Genomic DNA, 21,526 nt, shown 5'->3' with positions numbered 1-21,526 from the left:
GACGTAGCCCGGATTGCATCCGGGCTACGGGTCAGCTCCGGTTCTTGACCACCGTGAACATCTTTATCCGTTCATGGAGTTCCTGGAGCGTGTGGCGGAAGGCGTCGGGGCGGTCGCTGGCGGCCGGGTCGGCGAAGTTCCAGACCAGCACCTCCTTCGAGTGGGGCAGCAGCTCCGCCTCGTCGGAGGACTTGTCGCACAGGTCGATCAGGTAGTCGAAGTGCTGCCCCGCGAACTCATCGATGGATTTGCTGCGCAGGCCATCCGTGGACACGCCCGCATGCTCCAGGGCCTCGAGGGTGCGTGGGTCGAGCGCGGTCGGCCGGATGCCGGCGCTCTGGGCGTCGAAGTGCTCGTTGTCGGCGTGCCTCAGCAATGCCTCGGCCATCGGTGAGCGCACATCGTTTGCGATGCACACGAAGAGAACTCTCAGCTTGTCCGTCATCGTCGACCTCGCGGATTCACGGCGTGACGTTACTGTAGGCCAAGAGCAGCGGTCGAAATGTTACGTTTTTCTTGCAGGAATCAATCGTCCCGCGTCAGCACTTCCAGCAGCTCGATCTCGAAGACCAGGTTCGAGTTCGGCTTGATGTGGGCGCCGATCTGCCGCTCGCCGTAGGCGAGATGGGCCGGCACGAAGAGCTTGCGCTTGCCGCCGACCTTCATGCCCATCAGACCGATGTCCCAGCCCTTGATGACCCGGCCGGTGCCGATCACGCACTGGAACGGCTTGCCGCGATCGTAGGAGGAGTCGAACTTGCTGCCATCCTCCAGGAAGCCGTCGTACTGGGTGGTGATCAGGGCGCCCTTGATCACTTCCTTGCCATCGCCCGGGCGGATGTCTTCTATTCGCAGTTCGTCGCTCATGATTGGTTTTCGTTCGATTGGGCGGTTGGTTGGGCTTCGTCGAGGGTGAACAGCAGCACCTTCAGCCCGCTGTCCGGGTCGATGTCGGCGAACTCCGGCGGATTGTCCAGGCGTTGCACGAAGCGCAGGCCGGGAGCTTCCCGGGCCATGCCGTCGATGAGGAAATCGGGGCCGATGGCCGGGTCGTTGACACAGGCCAGGACGCTGCCGTGTTCGGAGAGCAGGTCGGGCAGGCGGCGGAGGATCTTCTGGTAGTCCCTGGTGAGGGCGAAGCTGCCTTTCTGGAAGGACGGCGGATCGATGATGACCAGGTCGTAGGGGCCGTATTTCTTCACCTTGCCCCAGGATTTGAACAGCTCGTGGCCGAGGAAGACCACCCGCTCCAGGTCGTGCCCGTTGAGCCGGTGGTTGTCGCGGCCGCGACTCAGGGCCGCCCTGGCCATGTCCAGGTTCACCACCTGCTCGGCGCCACCGGCGATGGCGGCGACCGAGAAGCCGCAGGTGTAGGCGAACAGGTTGAGCACGCGCTTGCCCGCGGATTGCTCGCGCACCCAGCGGCGGCCGTAGCGCATGTCGAGGAACAGGCCGTTGTTCTGCTTCTTGCCGATGTCCAGCTTGAAGCGCAGGCTGTCCTCGCTGATCAGCCATTCGTCCAGGGGCTCGCCGAGCAGGAATTCGCTCGGACTGTCGAGCAGGTAGCGATGCTGGAGCAGCAGCCCGCGCGCGCCGAGACGCTGCCAGGCGGGCGACTCGCCGAGGTCGACGAGCATCCGTTTCAGGGCGGCCAGCTCGGCCTCGCCCGGCTCCCTGAACAGGGATACCAGCAGCAGGCCCAGCAGCCAGTCCGCAGTGACGTGTTCGAGCCCCGGCCATTGCCGGCCCCGGCCGTGGAACAGGCGGCGGGCTTCGTCGGGAACGGATTCCAGGGCGGAGAGTAGGTGCTGCTGCAGGGTGCCGATGGCGTCTGGATTCATGGTTGGCGATCGCGGGTGCGGGGCGGCGCATTGTAAGCGCGACGGCTGCCGGGCGACACCGGCGCGGCTATCGCGCCAGTGCGTTTTCCTGGGCCTTTTCCAGCTTCAGCATGTCGTCCGGCAGCAGCGGCTCGGTGACCACGCTGAACTCGGTGATCTCGATGGCGCCGCGCCCCTGGCCGAGCAGGTGGAAGGAGAACGCCTTGCGGGTCACCAGGTTGTCGAAGCCGAAGTTCAGCTCCAGGGTCTTGCCGGGCGCCAGCTTCGGCAGCTCGGGGACCAGTTCGGTGACGTCGCGGTCGAACTCCTTGGTCTTGAGCAGCAGCGTGGCGCCAGCCTTGTCCAGCTTCAGGGCGCGGATCTTCAGGTCGACCCGGGTGCGGGTGCCCTGGGGCAGTTCCAGGTACTGGGCGCCGATCAGGTTGTCGGCCCAGTCGTTGCCGAAGGCTTCCCGCAGGCGGATGCGCTCGCGATCGGCGAACTGGTAGCGCTGGCCGATCTGCCCGCTGGTCAGAGACTGGTCGAGCAGGGCCGCGCGCTGGCTGACCAGGCGCGCCTGCCTGCCACGGAAGCGCCCGAGGTAGCGGGCCCGGTCGGCGATGAAGCCTTCGCTGGCGTAGCGCCGGCAGACCTGCTGGAAGTCGCATTCGACCAGGCTGCCCTTGCCGTCGTGCAGGCGCAGCAGGCCGTTGGTGTAGGAGATGATCTCGCGGCCGTGCGCGTAGTCGCGGAACAGCGAGCGGCCGGAAAGGTTGCCGGGCACGTCGAAGCCGAAATAGTCGAGCACCGAGGCGGTCAGGTCGACATGCCCGTAGGTGCCGCGCTTGAGCGCCGGGAGCTGCGCCTGTTCGGGTGCGAGCACCAGGTTGAAGCCCCAGGCCGAAGCCAGGCGCACGTCCTCGATGCCGTGGGATTCGTCGGAAGTGACGATCACCAGGGTGTCTTCGAGCACGCCCCGTTTCTCCAGGCCATCGAGGAAATCGCCGACCGCGTCGTCGAGGTAGCCGATGGCCGCCTGCCTGGCGCTGGGATAGCGGGCCAGGTAGTCGTCTGGCGCGGAGTAGGGCTGGTGGGTGCCGACGGTCAGCAGGGTGAGCATCCAGGGCTTCTTCTGCTTGCGCAGCCGTTCGACGTAGCCGAGCGCGCCCTCGAAGTAGGACTTGTCGTCCATGCCCCAGGGGAAGTCCAGGTAGGGCTCGTTCCTGAACCATTCGCGGCCGAGGGTCTTGTCGAAGCCGATGTGCGGCATGATCCGGTCCTTGGCCATGAAGCGCAGCCCGGCGCCTTGCAGGAAATGCGTGGAGAAGCCCTGCTCGCTCAGTTGCGCGGGCAGGCACTGCCGGTTGCGCAACTCGTTGTTGAGCATCTCGACGCCCTTCGGCGTACCGCCGCCGAGCTTGTCGTAGTCGCCGCAGAGCATGGCGTACAGGCCGCGGATGGTCTGGTGCGCGTGCAGCACGTAGTCCGGCGTGTTCATGCCTCGCTCGGCCCACTGGCTCAGGCGGGGCATGAGGTTTTCGGCGTAGCTGCTGCGGATCGCTTGGCGACTACCGGCGATGTAGGCGCCGGGGATGCCTTCCAGGGTGACGATCAGCACGTTGCGCGCCTTGCCTTCCGGCAGCAGGCGGCTGCCGTCGAGGTCCAGGCGGGTCAGGCCGGCGATGTCCGGCGGCGATTCGGGTTCGTCGCCGCTCAGCCGCTCCTCGAGCGCCAACTGGCCATGGCTGAGCGCTTCCGCCAGCAGTTTGTGGGGCAGGTTGAACTGCTTCCACTGTTCCGCCTCGCTGGGGCTCCAGTGCTGGCTGGCCGCGTGGCCGGCCAGCAGTAGCGCGGGCAGGGCATACCAGTAGCGCGGCAGTGGCGCGGAGTGGCGCCGGACGAAGAGGATGCAGGTGAGCACGCCGAGGCCGAGGGCCAGCGCCAGGCCGGGATGGGCGAGGCCGCCGCCCTGGGTGGAGTGGCTGACGAATTGCGGGTCGCCGAGATACTTTAGGTCGCTCGGCTCCGGCATGCGGCCGACGGCGGTGACCAGTTCCGCGTTGCCGAACAGCAGCGCGCCCCAGGCCAGCATCACGGGCAGGCCGAGCCACGGCGGGCGGTTGTGCAGCAGGAGGACCAGCAGGCTGCCGATGGCTAGGTCGGAGGCGTAGCCGAACCCGTTCGACCAGCCCAGCCAGTAACGCGCGGACAGCGGCAGCAGGACGAAGAGGAGGACGAGGGCCAGGAGCGAGGCCCGGGAGCTCGCGGGTTGGCTGCGAAAACGACGCACGGGAACTCCTGAGATAGGGCAGAGAGAATCCAGAAAAGCCGGACGAGCGGGCGGGTTTTGTAACCGCTACGACATCATTCTGAAATATTGCCCTGATATGAGCCAGTGCATCGTTGGCCGAAAGCTGGGTCGGCCGGGTGTTCGGGGGAGCGGAGGAGGGCGCCGGGGCTTCGTCAGGAAGCCCGGCACAAGGCGGGGTGGATCATTTCTTGCCGAGGCTGATGTGGCGGGTCGGCGTATAGGTCTGGCCGCTCACGCCCCGGGCGATTTCCTGGATCTCGCCGCCGGACTGAAGGAAGGCGGCTACCTGGGCTTCGATGGATTCACGAGTTTCCGTCGCCGGGGCCGGTTTGGGTTTACTGTTGGATCCCTTGACGCGCATGGTGTTCGTCCTCTTTTCAGAAGTGGGGCCGCAAGTCGCGGCCATAAATGAAAAAACCGGCGCGAGGGCCGGTTTTCTCGGTGCGGCGGGTGATCAGATCACCTGAACGTCATCCGCTTGCATGCCTTTCTGGCCCTTCACTGCAACGAAGGAAACCTTCTGGCCTTCCTGCAGGCTCTTGAAGCCGGTGCTCTGGATCGAACGGTAGTGAACGAACAGGTCGGGACCGCTTTCCGGGGTGATGAAGCCGAAGCCTTTTTCATCGTTGAACCACTTGACGGTGCCAGTTTGACGATCGGACATGGAAATGCTCCTTGAACAAAGTGAACGCGACGCTGGAACGTCCAGGCCACGACTGAGCGCAAAGAGTATGGAAACCGGGAGTGATTCGATCGGAGATCTAAGCAGGCGATTTACGGTGACACATGCAGCACAGTGCGACCACCATACACCCCCGCACTGCATTTACCTAAGCATTTCTGCTTTTTTCTGCCCGGCGGGGCGCGATTCGCTCGGGCCGAGGCGCCCCGGCGTGCGCCGGGACGCCCCGCCACGGCGTCAGATCATGCGCCGGAACTGGTGCCACTTGCGCTCCACGGCCACCCACCAGTCCGGTACCGCGGTGCCGGTGCCGGCCAGTTCCAGGTGGTGCAGGTTGGCGACCTGGTCGAGCAGCGGTTCCTGGTTCGGGGTCACATCGACGAACAGGATGTGCTTGCCTTCGCGCAGTTTCGGTTCGAACTGGCGGAAGGCGCTGTTCGGCCGTTGCAGACCCACCAGGCTGCCTTCCCAGGTGCAGAAGCCGATCAACACCACGGCGAGGAAGATGAACGGCAGCCAGCCGGCGACGCTCTGCGTCATCCCGCTCAGGTAGGCACCGATCAGCACCACGACGGCCAGCAGCACGCCGACGGCGATGCCGAGCTGGCCGACATTGACCACGTCCCGTTTCATGAAGGGCGGCACGTCATGTACATGGTGCCGCTCCACCTCGGCGTCCTTCTCGCTCAACACGTGAATCTGCTCGGTACTGATGCCACGGGCCTCCAGCTCGTGCTCCACACTTTCGAGTTCGTCCAGGTTGTCACTGATGTAGTAGTGCCGGTTCATTGACCTGCCTCCCATCGGTTGCGACTGGAGCCCCCATCTCCGGTGGATGTCCACGGCTGCGTGCAGCCGAAGTTCGACCTGAAAAGTGTAGCAGTGCGGCGCGGTGGGGCGTGTTGCGGGCCTTGCGGAGGTGTCAGGGCGATCCGGCGGTACCGTCGGCCGGCAGCGTGGCGGGCGCCCCGAGCAACCCATCGACCACCCGCAGGGCCTGGTCGAAGGACGGGTAGCCGCTCTTCGCCACGTCGAGACTGGCGTAGGTGGCGCGGTAGCTTTCCGCCTGGATCAGGTCGGCCTCGGCAATCAGGTAGGGCTCGGAATGGATCTTGTAGAGCAGCGCGATGGCGTGGGGATGACCCTTGGCGGCGGCATCCTCGAGCAGGCCGAGCACCTCGTCCACCTGCGGGCCTTCGCGGATCAGCAGCACCGCCTGGTAGAACGGCACCTCGCCGCTGGAGTCCCGTGGTGCGGCGCGGTTGAGCAGCGCCCGGGCCAGTTCGTAGTTCTCCAGGTCGCCGGAGGCGATCAGCAGCTTGGCCTGCAGCATGTCGTTCTGTTGCAGCAGATGTTCTTCACGACAGGAACTGCCGCTGAGCGGCGCGTCGTCGCAGCCGGTGGAGACGCAGCCGGCGAGCAGCAATGGGGCGGCGAGCAGCAGCCATCTGGTCATGGGCATCCTTCCTTCGATTCCGGGGATGTCTTCACAGACTAGCCGGCCCTGGCTCCAGGCGCGGTTCGGATTCCGGTGGTGGTGGAGAGGTCGGGCCGGGACACGGAGCCGGAGGCGGCCTCGTAGACCCCTCTCCCTCCGGAGCGGGGCGCGTAGCCAGGGCTGGGGTGAGGGGCGGACGTGAGCCCGGCTCCATGGCTAGGCCTCACCCTCTCTGGTGGGCTGAAGCCCACCCTACTTGGGGCAGGAAAGCCCCGGCGCTAGGGCCGGGGCGGGGTGGGTCAGGCTGTCTGGCCGTGGCTGCCCAGCAGGGTGGTGCCGGACTTTTTCTCGCGCTTGGCCATGCGTTTGTCGTGGGCGGATTTCAGCGGCTTTTTCTTCGCTTCCTTCCGGGCATTGTGGCTTTTCATTGTTCACCTCCGGAACGTGGTCGTACTGACGAATGCTTGCATTTCGACCATTTCCACCTCCCCCGGCTGCACCGGCCGCACGGATGACTGCCCATAAGGATAGCCCGCTGGAAGGCGGGGAATGGGGAGGGTGACCGGCGGGGGAGCCGGAAATGGTCTGGGTGGTGGTTTGCTGGTTCCCCGCGTTCGCGGGGATGACGGAGTTGGGGTATGTGCGGAGTCTCCCCTGTCATTCCCGCGAACGCGGGAATCCAATCAACCCCAGCCCGGAGCGATTGCGTCCGCTGCCGGCCTTCGCGATCATCACCCGCCATGGCATGGCGCCGTGCCATGGCTGCCGTAGATAAACCCAAGGCCCTGCATGCGAATCCACGTCACCTTCATCGACCGTGTCGGCATCACCCAGGAAGTCCTGGCGCTGCTCGGCGCGCGCAATCTCAACCTGGACGCGGTGGAGATGATCCCGCCGAACGTCTACATCGACGCCCCGACCCTCAGCCAGGCGGTGCTCGACGAGTTGCACGACGCGCTTTTGAGCGTGGACGGCGTGCAGGCGGTGGAACTGGTGGACATCCTTCCCGGCCAGCGCCGCCGCCTGCAACTCGACGCCCTGCTGGCGGCGATGAGCGATCCGGTGCTGGCGGTGGACCCCGCGGGTCGCGTGCTGCTGGCCAATCCCACGCTGGTCGAGCTGTGCGGCCGCGAGCCGGCCGGCAAGCCGCTGTCGAAGCTGTTCGATGACCCGGCGCTGGCGCAGACCCTGATCGACAAGGGTTTCCGCCTGCCGATGTGCGAGGTGAGCTTCAAGGGCCAGGCTTTCCTGCTCGACGTCACGCCGATCAGCGGCGGCGCGGACTCCGGCTATCTGGCCGGCGGCCTGCTGACGCTCTATCCGCCGAGCCGCATCGGCGAGCACCTGGCTTCGCTGCACCACGATCACGCCGAGGGCCTGGAGGCGCTGCTCGGCCGTTCGACGGTGCTCAAGCAGCTCAAGACGCGCCTGCGCAAGGTCGCCAGCCTGGACGCGCCGCTGCTGATCCAGGGCGAGACCGGCACCGGCAAGGAACTGGTGGCGCGCGCCTGCCACGCCTTGAGCGCGCGCCGCGACTCGCCGTTCCTCGCCCTGAACTGCGCGGCCCTGCCGGAAAGCCTGGCCGAGAGCGAGCTGTTCGGCTACGCGGCCGGCGCCTTCACCGGCGCCCAGCGCGGCGGCAAGCCCGGCCTGCTGGAGCTGGCCGATCGCGGCACGGTGTTCCTCGACGAAGTGGGCGAGATGTCGCCCTACCTGCAGGCCAAGCTGCTGCGCTTTCTCAGCGACGGCTGCTTCCGCCGCGTTGGCGGCGATCGCGAGGTGCGTGTCGACGTGCGGGTGCTGTGCGCCACCCATCGCGACCTGGAGCGGATGGTCGGCGAGGGCAGTTTCCGCGAAGACCTCTACTACCGGCTCAACGTGCTCAACCTGGTGGTCCCGCCGCTGCGCGAGCGCGGCCAGGACATCATCCTGCTGGCCGAGCACTTCCTGCGCCAGGCCTGCGCGCAGATCCAGCGGCGACCGTGCCGCCTGGCGCCGGCGACCCATCCGCTGCTGCTCGGCAACCGCTGGGCGGGCAACGTGCGCCAGTTGCAGAACGTGATCTTCCGCGCCGCGGCCATCTGCGAGGGCGAGCTGATCGACTGCGACGGGCTGGAGCTGGCCGGCACCGCCCTGGGCGATCCGCAGGTCGATCCGCTGGAAGTGACCAGCCTGGAGGAGGCGGTGCAGGGGTTCGAGAAATCGCTGCTGGAACGGCTCTACGCCGCCTATCCGTCCACCCGGCAACTGGCCGCGCGGCTGCGTACCTCGCATACCGCCATAGGCCAGCGGTTGCGCAAGTACGGGATTTCCTCGCGGACGGAGTAGGGCGGTCCCGCGGTTTTCGTGTGGGCAAGGAAAATCTGCCCGCCTTGAAGGTGGGCAGATTGGTGGTCCTGCGCGTTTCTATTTCGTCGCTTCGGCGGCCTCGATGATGAGGTCGGCCACCTTGTCCGGGTTGGACGTCATCACCACGTGAGAGGCGTCCTTCACTACGACGGTCCTCTTCGAGCCGGCGCGCTCGGCCATGAACTCCAGCGCCGCTTCCGGAACGTTCTTGTCGGCGGTGCCGTAGATGAACCAGGACGGAAGCTGTTTCCAGGCGGGATCGCCAGCGGGCTCGTTCAGCGCGGCCACGGTGATGGGCCGTTGCGTGGCGGCCATCAGGGCGGCTTCCTCGGCTGGAACGTCCGCGGCGAATTGCTGGTGGAACTTGTCCTGCTGGATGTAGAGGTCCTTGTCGCCGTTGCGCAGTTCCACGGGCTGGGCGAGCGCGCTGCCCAGCGTGCCGCCGGGATAGCGTCCCGACAGTTCGGCCGTCGTTTCACCCTTTTCCAGCGCGAAAGCCGCCACATAGACCAGCGCCTTGACGTTGTCCTGGCCATGCACGGCGTTGGAGATCACCGTCCCGCCGTAGGAGTGGCCGACCAGGATGACCGGCCCCGGGGTGTGCCCGACGATATCGGCGACATAGTCGGAATCGTTCTTCACGCCGCGCAGTGGGTTGGCGGCCGCGACGACCGGATAGCCTTCGCTCTCGAGCCGGGCGGCGACGCCGTTCCAACTGGAGGACTCGGCGAAAGCGCCATGCACCAGCACCACGGTGGCCTTGCCGTCATGCGTTTCCGCTTCCTTGGCCATGACCGGATGCGCGCCCAGCAGGGCGGCTACCGCGCTGGCGGCGATCAGGGTGGAGAAACCTGCCTTGAACTTGAACATGCTGTTTACCTTTCGTTTCGAGTGGGTACAGGGATCGCCTGGGAAACAGCTCATGCGTTTCTGGCGGGCAGGGCGCTGGAGCCCCGCCCGGCACCTTCGCTGGAGGTTCCGGGCTCGCAGTCATGGTGCGTGGAAGCGCTTTACTATTGGACGCAAAACGTCCAGTTTATGCGACAGATCGTCCAAGAATGACGGAGATGACCATGGATCGCCTGTCCACCCTGCTGGCCCACTTCGGCATGCACGCCGGCACCGTTCACAGCGGTGTGTTTCGTGGCACCTTCGTCGATGAGGGCGACCAGTGCGGCCACGTTCACCTGCTGCGCGCCGGGCAGGCCACCCTGAGCCTGGGCGATGGACGGGAAACGCGGGTGGCCGGCCCGACCCTGATCCTGATCCCCCGTCCCTATCGCCACCGCCTGACCGTCAGCGAGAGCGACGGCGCGGAGCTGGTGTGCGCCACCCTGCGTTTCGACGGCGGCCTGGACAATCCCATCTCGGTGGCCCTGCCGCCCTGCATGCTGATGCCGATGGACACCATTCCCATGCTTGGCGGCACCCTGGAATGGTTGTTCAGCGAAGCCTTCACCCAGAACTGCGGGCGCGACGCGATCATGAACCGCCTGTTCGAGCTGACCATGATCCAGTTGCTGCGGCACCTCATGGCCAACCACAGCCTGACCACGGGGATGATGGCGGGCCTGGCGGACCTGCGGCTCGCCCAGGCGATGACGCTCATGCATGACCGCCCCGGCCATGCCTGGACCGTGGCGGAGCTGGCGGACGCCGCCAATATGTCGCGGGCGAGCTTCGCCGCGCACTTCCGCCAGGTGGTGGGGCAGACCCCCGCCGACTACCTCGTCGGTTGGCGCGTCAGTCTGGCGCAGAAACGCCTGCGCGAGGGCCGGCCGATGGCGCTCATCTCCGACGAGGTGGGTTACGAAAGCCCTTCGGCCCTGGCCAGGGCCTTTCGCCGCAAGGTGGGGGAAAGCCCGAGGGAGTGGCTTCAGCGCCAGAGTGCCTGAGGCCGGAGATCGTCGGATGTCCGGGAAGCCACCTCATCAAACCTGGTGCGATTTCGTTCCGGTGGAGCGGTTTCGATCCATCTGCGTCCAGCGCATGCAATCCGCCGCCCGTGTCGCATTCAGGCCATTCCAGGTCGTAAATAGTGGAGTGATTTCGTTCCATGTGGTTTGTGTGGAATGGCTTATTTTTATTTAAATTATTGATTTATAAGTATTTAATTTAATTGGCATCTCCCTTGCTATTGCTCCGCCAGCCAAGCCGTTCCCACGGTCGCATTTCCGTCCTGCGGGACACCAGACAACAAGGGGAGATTCATGAGCACTCTGCGTTTTACCTCCGAGCACGAATGGCTGCGCCTGGAAGAGTCCGGCGAGCTGACCGTCGGCATCACCGCCTTCGCCCAGGACGCGCTGGGCGACGTGGTGTTCGTGCAGTTGCCGGAACCGGGGCGTTATGACGAAGGGCAGGAAGTCGCCGTGCTGGAATCGGTCAAGGCCGCCAGCAACATCGCCATGCCGCTGACCGGCGAAGTGCTGGAGGTCAACCAGGTGCTGGTCGACAGTCCCGAGCTGGTCAACGAGTCGCCCCTGGACGCGGGCTGGTTCTTCCGCATGCGCGCGGACGATCCCGCGGCCCTCGCCAATCTGATGGACCAGGCCGGCTACGAAGCCTTCCTGGCCGAACAGGCCTGAGCCGGGGAGCCGTCATGAGCAACGAGCAGATCCAACTGGGCACCGAGAACGAATTCATCGCCCGTCACATCGGCCCGCGCGAGGCCGACATCGATGCCATGCTGGGCCTGATCGGCCACGACTCGCTGGAAAGCCTGATCGACAGCGTCATCCCCGCCAGCATCAAGGGCACCAGCGTGCTCGACCTGCCGGCCGGGCAGGGCGAGGCCAAGGCGCTCGCCGACCTCAAGGCCATCGCCGCCAGGAACAGCCTGTTCCGCAACCACATCGGCCAGGGCTACTACCCCTGCCACACGCCGGCGCCGATCCTCCGCAACCTGCTGGAGAACCCGGCCTGGTACACCGCCTACACCCCGTACCAGCCGGAAATCTCCCAGGGCCGCCTGGAGGCGCTGCTGAACTTCCAGACCTTGGTCATCGACCTCACCGGCATGCAGATCGCCAACGCGTCGCTGCTCGATGAGGCCACCGCCGCCGCCGAGGCCATGACCCTCTGCAAGCGCCTGTCGAAGAACAAGAAGGCGCAGGCCTTCTTCGCTTCCGAGCACTGCCACCCGCAGACCCTCGACGTGCTGCGCACCCGCGCCCAGCCGCTGGGCATCGAAGTGGTGATCGGTGACGAAACCGCGCTGGACGACCTGTCCGGCTACTTCGGCCTGCTCCTGCAATACCCGGCCAGCGCCGGTGATGTGTCCGACCATCGCGAGCTGGTGGAGCGCGCCCATGCCGCCGGCACCCTGGTGGCGGTGGCCGCCGACCTGCTGGCGCTGACCCTGCTGACCCCGCCCGGCGAATTCGGTGCCGACGTGGTGTTCGGCAGCGCCCAGCGCTTCGGCGTGCCGCTGGGCTTCGGCGGCCCGCACGCGGCGTTCTTCGCTACCCGTGACGCGTTCAAGCGCGACATGCCGGGGCGCCTGGTCGGCATCTCCATCGACCGTTTCGGCAAGCCGGCCCTGCGCCTGGCCATGCAGACCCGCGAGCAGCACATCCGCCGCGAGAAGGCCACCAGCAACATCTGTACCGCGCAGGTCCTGTTGGCCAACATCGCCAGCATGTACGCCGTCTACCACGGCCCGCAGGGCCTGAAGCGGATCGCCCGGCGCATGCACCGACTGACCGCGATCCTCGCCCAGGGCCTGGCGCAGCTCGGCCACAAGGTCGAGCAGCAGCACTTCTTCGATACCCTGAGCGTGGTCACCGCCTACCCGGCGGACGAGGTCCATGCCGCCGCCAAGGCCCGTGGCATCAACCTGCGGGTGATCGACAAGGTGCGCGTTGGCCTGTCGCTGGACGAAACCTGCGACCAGGCCGCCGTCGAGGCGCTGTGGGAAGTGTTCGCCGCCCAAGACCAGGGGCTGCCGGACTTCGCCGCGCTGGCCGCCGCTGCCGGCGACAGCCTGCCGCAGGCGCTGCTGCGCGAGACGCCGTTCCTGCAGCATGAGGTGTTCAACCGCTACCACTCGGAAACCGAGCTGATGCGCTACCTGCGCAAGCTGGCGGACAAGGACCTGGCGCTGGACCGCAGCATGATCCCGCTGGGCTCCTGCACCATGAAGCTCAACGCCGCCAGCGAGATGCTCCCGATCACCTGGCCGGAGTTCGGCAGCCTGCATCCGTTCGCACCGATCGAGCAGGCCCAGGGCTACCTGGAACTGACCCGTGAGCTGGAGGCCATGCTCTGCGCCGCCACCGGCTACGACGCGGTGTCGCTGCAGCCCAACGCCGGCTCCCAGGGCGAGTACGCCGGCCTGCTGGCGATCCGCGCCTACCACGCCAGCCGTGACGAGGCCCATCGCGACGTGTGCCTGATCCCGTCCTCGGCCCACGGCACCAACCCGGCGACCGCGCAGATGGCCGGCATGCGCGTGGTGGTGGTGGGCTGCGACGAGCGTGGCAACGTCGACGTGGCCGACCTGCTGAACAAGGCCGAGGAGCACAAGGAGCGCCTCGCCGCGCTGATGATCACCTACCCGTCGACCCACGGCGTGTTCGAGGAGAGCATCCGCGAGATCTGCCAGATCATCCACGACAACGGCGGCCAGGTGTACATCGACGGCGCCAACATGAACGCCATGGTTGGCCTCTGCGCGCCGGGCAGGTTCGGCGGCGACGTCTCGCACCTGAACCTGCACAAGACCTTCTGCATCCCCCACGGCGGCGGCGGTCCGGGCGTCGGCCCGATTGGTGTGAAGTCGCACCTGGCGCCGTTCCTGCCCGGCCACGGGCACATGGAGCGCAAGGAAGGCGCGGTCAGCGCGGCGCCGTTCGGCAGCGCCAGCATCCTGCCGATCACCTGGATGTACATCCGCATGATGGGCGGCGAAGGCCTCAAGCGCGCCTCGCAACTGGCCATCCTCGGCGCCAACTACATCGCCCGGCGCCTGGAGGAACACTACCCGGTGCTCTACACCGGCGAGAACGGCCTGGTCGCCCACGAATGCATCCTCGATCTGCGCCCGCTCAAGGACACCAGCGGGATCAGCGTGGACGACGTGGCCAAGCGCCTGATCGACTTCGGCTTCCACGCCCCGACCATGTCCTTCCCGGTGGCCGGCACGCTGATGGTGGAGCCCACCGAGAGCGAATCGAAGGAAGAGCTGGACCGCTTCTGCGACGCCATGATCCGCATCCGCGAGGAGATTCGCGCGGTGGAGCGCGGCGAGCTGGACCGCGAGGACAACCCGCTGAAGAACGCCCCGCACACCGCTGCGGAACTGGTCGGCGAATGGACGCATCCCTACGGCCGCGAACAGGCGGTGTACCCGACCGCCAGCCTGGTCGAAGGCAAGTACTGGCCGCCGGTGGGCCGCGTGGACAACGTCTACGGCGACCGCAACCTGGCCTGTGCCTGCCCGTCGGTGGCCAGCTACCAGGAGGCGTGAGGCCGGATTGATTGGGTTACCGCATTCGCGGGAACGGCAAGGGACGGAACTTCACCCGATACCGTCATCCTCGCGAACGCGGGGATTCAATGGAGCGTCCGTTCATTGGGTTACTCGCTTCGCCCGCCCTTCGGGCCGTCCTGAAGGGCGTTCGGTGCGAGCACCGTCCCGCGTTTGCGGGAACGATGAGGGAAGGACCTTCGCCCGATACCGTCACCCCCGCGAACGCGGGGGCCCAAGAGAACAAGCCATCCGGGCCACGCCCCCAGAACAAGAAGGATACGAGTCATGTTCCAGAAGAGCCTCACCCTGTCCGACTTCGACCCCGCGCTGTTCAAGGCCATCCGCCAGGAGGCCCGGCGCCAGGAAGACCATATCGAGCTGATCGCCTCGGAGAACTACACCAGCCCGCAAGTGATGCAGGCCCAGGGCACCGAGCTGACCAACAAGTACGCCGAGGGCTATCCGGGCAAGCGCTACTACGGTGGCTGCGAGCATGTCGACGTGGTCGAGCAGATCGCCATCGACCGCGCCAAGGAACTGTTCGGCGCCGACTACGCCAACGTCCAGCCGCACTCCGGTTCCTCGGCCAACAGCGCGGTGTACCTGGCGCTGCTCAACGCCGGCGACACCATCCTCGGCATGAGCCTGGCCCACGGCGGCCACCTGACCCACGGCGCCAAGGTCAGTTCTTCCGGCAAGCTGTACAACGCCGTGCAGTACGGCATCGACGGCAACGGCCTGATCGACTACGACGAGGTCGAGCGCCTGGCCGTCGAGCACAAGCCGAAGATGATCGTCGCCGGCTTCTCGGCCTACTCGAAGACCCTCGACTTCCCGCGCTTCCGCGCCATCGCCGACAAGGTCGGTGCCTACCTGTTCGTCGACATGGCCCATGTCGCCGGGCTGGTCGCGGCGGGGCTGTACCCGAACCCGCTGCCCTATGCCGACGTGGTCACCACCACCACCCACAAGACCCTGCGTGGTCCGCGTGGTGGCCTGATCCTGGCCAAGGCCAATCCCGACATCGAGAAGAGGCTCAACTCGGCGGTGTTCCCCGGCGCCCAGGGCGGCCCGCTGATGCACGTGATCGCCGCCAAGGCGGTGTGCTTCAAGGAGGCGCTGGAGCCGGGCTTCAAGGACTACCAGCGGCAGGTGATCAAGAACGCCCAGACCATGGCCCAGGTGTTCGTCGAGCGCGGCTACGACGTGGTCTCCGGCGGCACCGACAACCACCTGTTCCTGGTCAGCCTGATCCGCCAGGGCATCACCGGCAAGGACGCCGACGCGGCGCTCGGCCGGGCCGGGATCACGGTGAACAAGAACGCGGTGCCCAACGACCCGCAGTCGCCGTTCGTCACCTCCGGCCTGCGCATTGGCACCCCGGCGGTTACCACCCGTGGCTTCCAGGTACCGGAGTGCCGCGCCCTGGCCGGCTGGATCTGCGACATCCTCGACCACCTCGGCGATGCCGACGTCGAGGCGCAGGTGGCCCGCCAGGTGGCCGCGCTGTGCGCGCGCTTCCCGGTGTATCCGGCCTGAGTGCCGGCTGGAGGCGGTCATGTCGCTCAGCGTTTTCGATCTGTTCAAGGTGGGCATCGGCCCCTCCAGCTCGCACACCGTGGGCCCGATGCGCGCCGCCGTGCGTTTCGTCGAGGGGCTGCGGGACGAGGGCCTGCTGGCGCGGGTGGAGAGCCTGCGGGTAGAGCTGTACGGCTCGCTCGGCGCCACCGGCAAGGGCCACGGCAGCGACACGGCGGTGCTGCTCGGCCTGGAGGGCGAGCAGCCGGACCTGGTGGATACCGGCACGGTGGGCGAGCGCCTGGCGGCCATCCGCGACACGGACACCCTGCGCCTGCTGGGCGAGAAGCCGATCCGCTTCGTCGAGAAGGAACACCTGGCGATGATCAGGAAGCCCCTGCCGTACCACCCCAACGGCATGATCTTCCGCGCCTTCGACGCCGCCGGCCTGCAACTGCGCAGCCGCGAGTACTACTCGGTGGGTGGCGGTTTCGTGGTGGACGAATCGGCGGTCGGCCTGGACCGCATCGTCGAAGACCGCACGCCGCTGCGCTACCCGTTCCGCACCGCCCGCGAACTGCTGGAGCAGTGCACCGCCAACGGCCTGTCGATCAGCGGGCTGATGGCGGCGAACGAAACCGCCTGGCGCAGCCCGGAGCAGACGCGCCAGGGGCTGCTGCACATCTGGGAGGTGATGCAGGCCTGCGTGCGTGCCGGCTGCCGCACCGAGGGCATCATGCCCGGCGGGCTCAAGGTCAAGCGACGTGCTGCCGCGCTGTACCGCCAGCTCAGCGAGCGGCCGGAAGCCAACCTGCGCGACAGCCTGAACGTGCTCGACTGGGTGAATCTCTACGCCCTGGCGGTGAACGAGGAAAACGCCAGCGGCGGCCGGGTGGTCACCGCACCGACCAACGGCGCGGCCGGCATCATCCCGGCGGTGCTTCACTACTACTCACGCTTCGTACCGGGCGCGAGCGAGGAGGGCGTGCAGCGCTTCCTGCTCACCGCCGCCGCCATCGGCATCCTCTACAAGGAGAACGCCTCGATCTCCGGCGCCGAAGTGGGCTGCCAGGGCGAGGTGGGCGTGGCCTGCTCGATGGCCGCCGGCGCGCTCTGCGAAGTGCTCGGTGGCACCGTGCAACAGGTCGAGAACGCCGCCGAGATCGGCATGGAACACAACCTCGGCCTGACCTGCGACCCGGTCGGCGGATTGGTCCAGGTGCCGTGCATCGAGCGCAACGCCATGGGCTCGATCAAGGCCATCAACGCCGCGCGCATGGCCCTGCGCGGCGACGGCCAGCACTTCATCTCGCTGGACAAGGTGATCCGCACCATGCGCCAGACCGGCGCCGACATGAAGAGCAAGTACAAGGAAACCGCCCGCGGTGGGCTGGCGGTGAACATCATCGAATGCTAGCGACAAGCCGCCAGCGGCAAGCTCCACGTCAACATCGTCGTTCGGCTGTATCTGCTCGCGGCTTGTCGCTTGCAGCATGCGGCCTCCGAAGGAGAAACAGATGACCCCCGAAAACCTCGCTAAAACCCCGCTGCATGCCCTGCACCTCGAACTCGGCGCCCGGATGGTTCCCTTCGCCGGCTACGACATGCCGGTGCAATACCCGCTCGGCGTGCTCAAGGAGCACCTGCACACCCGCGCCCAGGCCGGCCTGTTCGACGTCTCGCACATGGGCCAGATCCGCCTGCGCGGCGCCGCTGCGGCCGAGGCCCTGGAAAGCCTGGTGCCGGTGGACATCGTCGACCTGCCGGTGGGCATGCAGCGCTATGCGATGTTCACCAAGGCCGACGGCGGCATCCTCGACGACCTGATGGTGGCCAACGCCGGCGATCACCTGTTCCTGGTGGTCAACGCCGCCTGCAAGGAGCAGGACCTGGCGCACCTCGAGCAGCACCTGGAAGGCCGCTGCGAAGTGGAATCCCTGTTCGACAGCCGCGCCTTGCTCGCCCTCCAGGGCCCGGCCGCCGCCGAGGTGCTGGGCCGCCTGGCGCCGCAGGTGAAAACCATGACCTTCATGCAGTTCACCACCCTCGAACTGCTCGGCGTGGAATGCCACGTCAGCCGCTCCGGCTACACCGGCGAGGATGGCTACGAGATCTCCGTGCCCGTGGCCCAGGCCGAAGCCCTGGCCCGCGCCCTGCTGGCCGAGCCGGAGGTCCAGCCGATCGGCCTCGGCGCCCGCGACTCGCTGCGCCTGGAAGCCGGCCTGTGCCTGTACGGGCACGACATGGACAGCCTCACCACGCCCGTCGAGGCCAGCCTGGGTTGGGCCATCTCCAAGGCGCGCCGTGTCGATGGCGCGCGCGCCGGCGGCTTCCCCGGCGCCGAGCGGGTCTTCGCCCAGCAGAAGGAAGGCGTGGCCAGCAAGCGCGTCGGTCTGCTGCCGCAGGAGCGCGTACCGGTGCGCGAGGGCGCGGAAATCGTCGACGCCGAAGGTACCGTCATCGGCCGGGTGACCAGCGGCGGCTTCGGCCCCAGCCTCGGTGCGCCGGTCGCCATGGGCTACGTGGAGAGCGCCCACGCCGCCCTGGACAACGAAGTCTTCGCCATGGTGCGTGGCAAGCGGGTGCCGATGAAGGTCGCCAAGACCCCCTTCGTGCCGCAGCGCTATTACCGCGGTTGAGGTTTTTGTCTTGTCCCCTCTCCCCATGAATGGGGGAGGGGCGCCAATCCGGAGCAACATCATGACAGAACCCCAGACCGCTACCCGCCCGAAATCCCTGGAGGTCGGCGTCAAGCTGCGCGGTGCCGAGAAGGTCGCGCGCATCCCGGTGAAGATCATTCCCACCGAATCGGTGCCGCGCAAACCCGAGTGGATCCGGGTGGAAATCGCCGCTTCGCCGGAGGTGGCGCGCATCAAGCAACTGCTGCGCAAGCACAACCTGCACAGTGTCTGCGAAGAGGCTTCCTGCCCGAACCTCGGCGAATGCTTCAGCGGCGGCACGGCGACCTTCATGATCATGGGCGACATCTGCACCCGTCGCTGCCCGTTCTGCGACGTCGGCCACGGCCGACCGAAGCCGCTGGACGTGGACGAGCCGAAGAACCTGGCCATCGCCATCGCCGACCTGCGCCTCAAGTACGTGGTGATCACCTCGGTGGACCGCGACGACCTGCGCGACGGCGGCGCCCAGCACTTCGCCGACTGCCTGCGCGAGATCCGCAAGCTGTCGCCCGGCATCCAGTTGGAAACCCTGGTGCCCGACTATCGCGGGCGCATGGACGTGGCCCTGGAAATCACCGCCCAGGAGCCGCCGGATGTGTTCAACCACAACCTGGAAACCGTGCCGCGCCTGTACAAGGCTTCGCGGCCGGGCTCGGACTTCGAGTGGTCGCTGGACCTGTTGCAGAAGTTCAAGCAGATGGTCCCGCACGTGCCGACCAAGTCGGGCCTGATGCTCGGCCTGGGCGAGACCGACGAGGAGGTGATCGAAGTGATGCAGCGCATGCGCGAGCACGACATCGACATGCTGACCCTCGGCCAGTACCTGCAACCGTCGCGCAGCCACCTGCCGGTGCAGCGCTTCGTGCACCCGGATACCTTCGCCTGGTTCGCCGAGGAAGGCGCCAAGATGGGCTTCAGGAACGTGGCCTCGGGGCCGCTGGTGCGCTCCTCCTATCACGCCGACCAGCAGGCGAAAAGCCGATAAGAGCGCTGGAGGCTGGACGAAAAAGCGCTCCGGCTTTTGTAGGGTAGGAAAACAGCGCTGGGACGCCATTTGCTATACCCAATTGCACCTTCTGAGCGAATACCAATGGCGGAGGAGGGTGCAATGAGCACTGCAGCGAAAGGTTTCAAATGGTTGATGGCCGGTCTCTTGGCCGTCGCCCTGATACTGGCGGCGGGCCTGGCCCATGCCCAGGGCGGGCAGACCACGGCGGGCAATCCGGTGCTGAAGATCGGCATCATCGGCACCGGCAATATCGGTAGCGCGCTGGCGCGGTTGTGGGTGGATGCCGGGCACGAGGTGCTGATCGCCTCGCGGCATCCCGAGCGGCTACAGCCCTTGGCCGACCAGTTGGGTCCCCGTGCCCGGGTCGGCACGCCGCGCCAGGCCGCGGCCTTCGGCGAGGTGGTGATGCTCGCCGTGCCCTACGCCGCCACGCCGCAGATCGGCCGCGACTACGCCGAGGAAATGGCCGGCAAGGTGGTGCTGGACGCCGGCAACCCGATCCCCGCCCGCGACGGCCCGATGGCCGAGGAGGCGCGCGAACTGGGTGCCGGATTGGCGTCGAAGAACTTCCTGCCCAGCGTGCGGCTGGTGCGTGCCTTCAATGCCATCTCCGCCGGCAACCTGCGCAGCCAGGCGCACCGTGCCGGCGAAAAACTCGCCATCCCGCTGGCCGCGGACGACGCAGAGGCGTTGCAGGTGGCCGCCGGCCTGGTTCGCGATGCGGGCTTCGACCCGGTGGTCGTCGGGCCGCTGAGCACCGCCAAGCAGTTCGACTACAGCAGCGGCATTTCCGGGCAGATGCCCACCGCCCGCGAATTGCGCGAGGCGTTGGGACTGAAGGAGGAGTGAGGCGCGGAGCGCCCCCGGATTGCATCCGGGCTACGGGAGCATGGGCGTAGCCCGGATGCAATCCGGGGGAGAGAGCTCGGAGTTTCAGGTTAACTCGCACAGCCCCCTCTCCCATTCATGGGGGCACGCCTAGTGGAGAGGGTTGGGGAGAGGGCGCTTCCAGGTCAGACGGACAGCCCGACGTACACGTTCTGCACGTCGTCATGGTTGTCGATGGCCTCGAGGAAGGCCTCGACTTCCTCCAGCGCTTCGCCGGACAGGCTCACCGGGTTCTTCGGGCGGTAGCCGAGCTGCGCCGACTGTACGGTGAAGCCGAACTCGGGCAGCGCCTTGCTGACCGCGTCCAGGTCGGTCGGCTCGGTGATGAACAAGGTGGCGCCTTCCTCGGCCGGCTCGAAGTCCTGGGCGCCGGCCTCGATGGCGGCCAGCTCGGGATCGGCGCCGTTTTCCGGGGTCGCCTCGATCATGCCGACGTGGTCGAAGTCCCAGCTCACCGAGCCGGACGAGCCCAGTTGGCCCTTGCGGAACAGTACGCGGATTTCCGCCACGGTGCGGTTCACGTTATCGGTCAGGCACTCGACGATCACCGGCACCTGGTGCGGCGCGAAGCCTTCGTAGAGGGTGCGTTCGTAGTTGACGACCTCGCCGGTCAGCCCGGCACCCTTCTTGATGGCGCGCTCCAGGGTGTCCTTGGGCATCGAGGCTTTCTTGGCCTGATGCACGGCCAGGCGCAGCTTGGGGTTCATGTCCGGATCGGCGCCGTTACGCGCGGCGATCATGATTTCCTTCACCAGTTTGCCGAAGATCTTTCCTCGGGCATTGGCGGCGGCTTCTTTGGGTTTGGCTTTCCACTGGGCGCCCATGGCGGTGTTCTCGCTGGCTGCGGACTAGACGACCCGGGCGCGACGCTGGCCGGCCCGGGAGATAGGACGCAGATTCTAGCGGTTTGCGCCGCCACCTGGCATCAGGCAGAGAAACTGCCGGCGATCGACTGGTCCGGCCAGCCATTGCTGGACTAACCGGCATCGTTTCCATCCACTTCGCCGCCCAGAAGCTTCTGCCACAGAAGACCCGGGTATTCATTGACTTCGTGGTCGAGCAATTCCGCAAGCAAGGGCTGGATAGGCGTTTCTCCGCATACTGAGAGGGCCTGTTCGCGGCGCTTTTGTAGGGTGTGCCGCGCGCACCGCCAGGGGGCAGCGCGGAAACATCCGGCAAGCGCCTGGTGATCGGGCGGGCCATCGTGTTGGCTTCTTGTCGGTGCGCACGGCGCACCCTACGGGTTGAGAAACGTGTGTCATAAAGACTCCTTGTTGTCTCAAGGACTCGGATTGGTTTGTGGTCATAACTACACATTATCACCAACGCCATGATTTCAATGGTGTTTTTTCTTGGC

General features: G+C 66.7%; 20 protein-coding genes and 1 pseudogene. 10 read left to right on the top strand and 11 right to left on the bottom strand.

The window, feature by feature from the left end:
* Positions 1-31: 31 nt before the first annotated feature.
* The 9 genes from PSEWESI4_RS14685 to PSEWESI4_RS25295 form a co-directional block, all read right to left on the bottom strand.
* Complete coding sequence (locus PSEWESI4_RS14685) at positions 32-445, bottom strand: arsenate reductase ArsC (RefSeq protein WP_187671952.1); 414 nt, start codon at positions 443-445, stop codon at positions 32-34.
* Positions 446-525: 80 nt separating this feature from the next.
* Entirely contained in the window at positions 526-867 is a 342-nt protein-coding gene (locus tag PSEWESI4_RS14680; protein ID WP_187671951.1) for an FKBP-type peptidyl-prolyl cis-trans isomerase, read from the bottom strand.
* The gene (locus PSEWESI4_RS14675; RefSeq protein ID WP_187671950.1) at positions 864-1,841 is read right to left on the bottom strand and encodes a class I SAM-dependent methyltransferase; all 978 of its coding nucleotides are present in this window, start codon (positions 1,839-1,841) and stop codon (positions 864-866) included. The genes PSEWESI4_RS14680 and PSEWESI4_RS14675 overlap by 4 nt, the downstream gene beginning before the upstream one ends.
* 67 nt (positions 1,842-1,908) lie before the next feature.
* The gene (locus PSEWESI4_RS14670; RefSeq protein ID WP_187671949.1) at positions 1,909-4,110 is read right to left on the bottom strand and encodes an LTA synthase family protein; all 2,202 of its coding nucleotides are present in this window, start codon (positions 4,108-4,110) and stop codon (positions 1,909-1,911) included.
* 202 nt (positions 4,111-4,312) lie between these two features.
* Positions 4,313-4,492, bottom strand: a complete 180-nt coding sequence (locus PSEWESI4_RS14665; protein WP_187671948.1) for a hypothetical protein — start codon at positions 4,490-4,492, stop codon at positions 4,313-4,315.
* Between the two features lie 93 nt (positions 4,493-4,585).
* On the bottom strand, positions 4,586-4,795 hold the full coding sequence (locus PSEWESI4_RS14660; RefSeq protein ID WP_187671947.1) for a cold-shock protein: 210 nt from the start codon (positions 4,793-4,795) through the stop codon (positions 4,586-4,588).
* 255 nt (positions 4,796-5,050) lie between these two features.
* Positions 5,051-5,602, bottom strand: a complete 552-nt coding sequence (locus PSEWESI4_RS14655; RefSeq protein WP_187671946.1) for a magnesium transporter — start codon at positions 5,600-5,602, stop codon at positions 5,051-5,053.
* Positions 5,603-5,735: 133 nt separating this feature from the next.
* On the bottom strand, positions 5,736-6,269 hold the full coding sequence (locus PSEWESI4_RS14650) for a hypothetical protein (protein ID WP_187671945.1): 534 nt from the start codon (positions 6,267-6,269) through the stop codon (positions 5,736-5,738).
* Between the two features lie 281 nt (positions 6,270-6,550).
* Positions 6,551-6,679, bottom strand: a complete 129-nt coding sequence (locus PSEWESI4_RS25295) for a hypothetical protein (RefSeq protein WP_268960782.1) — start codon at positions 6,677-6,679, stop codon at positions 6,551-6,553.
* A gap of 361 nt (positions 6,680-7,040) precedes the next feature.
* Here PSEWESI4_RS25295 and PSEWESI4_RS14645 point away from each other — a divergent pair, with 361 nt between their 5' ends.
* Complete coding sequence (locus tag PSEWESI4_RS14645; RefSeq protein WP_187671944.1) at positions 7,041-8,579, top strand: sigma-54-dependent transcriptional regulator; 1,539 nt, start codon at positions 7,041-7,043, stop codon at positions 8,577-8,579.
* A 78-nt stretch (positions 8,580-8,657) separates the two neighbouring features.
* Here the strand turns inward: PSEWESI4_RS14645 and PSEWESI4_RS14640 are convergent, their stop codons facing one another.
* Entirely contained in the window at positions 8,658-9,392 is a 735-nt protein-coding gene (locus PSEWESI4_RS14640) for an alpha/beta fold hydrolase (protein WP_408004316.1), read from the bottom strand.
* Between the two features lie 281 nt (positions 9,393-9,673).
* Here PSEWESI4_RS14640 and PSEWESI4_RS14635 point away from each other — a divergent pair, with 281 nt between their 5' ends.
* The 8 genes from PSEWESI4_RS14635 (at position 9,674) to PSEWESI4_RS14600 (ending at position 20,130) form a co-directional block, all read left to right on the top strand.
* Positions 9,674-10,495 carry an AraC family transcriptional regulator gene (locus PSEWESI4_RS14635; RefSeq protein ID WP_187671942.1) on the top strand — a complete coding sequence of 274 codons (822 nt, stop codon included), beginning with the start codon at positions 9,674-9,676 and terminating at the stop codon, positions 10,493-10,495.
* Positions 10,496-10,810: 315 nt separating this feature from the next.
* Complete coding sequence (gcvH, locus tag PSEWESI4_RS14630; RefSeq protein WP_187671941.1) at positions 10,811-11,188, top strand: glycine cleavage system protein GcvH; 378 nt, start codon at positions 10,811-10,813, stop codon at positions 11,186-11,188.
* Positions 11,189-11,202: 14 nt separating this feature from the next.
* Entirely contained in the window at positions 11,203-14,070 is a 2,868-nt protein-coding gene (gcvP, locus tag PSEWESI4_RS14625; RefSeq protein ID WP_187671940.1) for an aminomethyl-transferring glycine dehydrogenase, read from the top strand.
* 288 nt (positions 14,071-14,358) lie between these two features.
* A complete protein-coding gene (glyA, locus tag PSEWESI4_RS14620; protein ID WP_187671939.1) occupies positions 14,359-15,612 on the top strand; it encodes a serine hydroxymethyltransferase in 1,254 nt (417 codons plus the stop codon).
* A gap of 19 nt (positions 15,613-15,631) precedes the next feature.
* Positions 15,632-17,008, top strand: a complete 1,377-nt coding sequence (locus PSEWESI4_RS14615) for an L-serine ammonia-lyase (RefSeq protein ID WP_187671938.1) — start codon at positions 15,632-15,634, stop codon at positions 17,006-17,008.
* Between the two features lie 100 nt (positions 17,009-17,108).
* Positions 17,109-18,230 (top strand): glycine cleavage system aminomethyltransferase GcvT, encoded by a 1,122-nt coding sequence (gcvT, locus tag PSEWESI4_RS14610; protein ID WP_187671937.1) that lies wholly within the window; start codon positions 17,109-17,111, stop codon positions 18,228-18,230.
* A gap of 61 nt (positions 18,231-18,291) precedes the next feature.
* Entirely contained in the window at positions 18,292-19,257 is a 966-nt protein-coding gene (gene lipA, locus PSEWESI4_RS14605; RefSeq protein WP_187671936.1) for a lipoyl synthase, read from the top strand.
* A gap of 123 nt (positions 19,258-19,380) precedes the next feature.
* Positions 19,381-20,130 (top strand): NADPH-dependent F420 reductase, encoded by a 750-nt coding sequence (locus PSEWESI4_RS14600; protein WP_235978946.1) that lies wholly within the window; start codon positions 19,381-19,383, stop codon positions 20,128-20,130.
* A 164-nt stretch (positions 20,131-20,294) separates the two neighbouring features.
* Here PSEWESI4_RS14600 and PSEWESI4_RS14595 read toward each other — a convergent pair whose 3' ends face one another.
* Positions 20,295-20,993, bottom strand: a complete 699-nt coding sequence (locus PSEWESI4_RS14595; protein ID WP_187671935.1) for a YebC/PmpR family DNA-binding transcriptional regulator — start codon at positions 20,991-20,993, stop codon at positions 20,295-20,297.
* A gap of 173 nt (positions 20,994-21,166) precedes the next feature.
* On the opposite strand from PSEWESI4_RS14595, the pseudogene PSEWESI4_RS25210 reads away from it, so the two are divergent.
* Positions 21,167-21,274 (top strand): annotated as a pseudogene (locus tag PSEWESI4_RS25210) (LysR family transcriptional regulator); the annotation flags it as partial.
* Positions 21,275-21,526 lie beyond the last annotated feature (252 nt).

It is taken from the genome of Zestomonas carbonaria, assembly GCF_904061905.1.
GTDB classification, from domain to species: domain Bacteria; phylum Pseudomonadota; class Gammaproteobacteria; order Pseudomonadales; family Pseudomonadaceae; genus Aquipseudomonas; species Aquipseudomonas carbonaria.
This window is presented reverse-complemented; position numbering and strand designations above follow the sequence as displayed.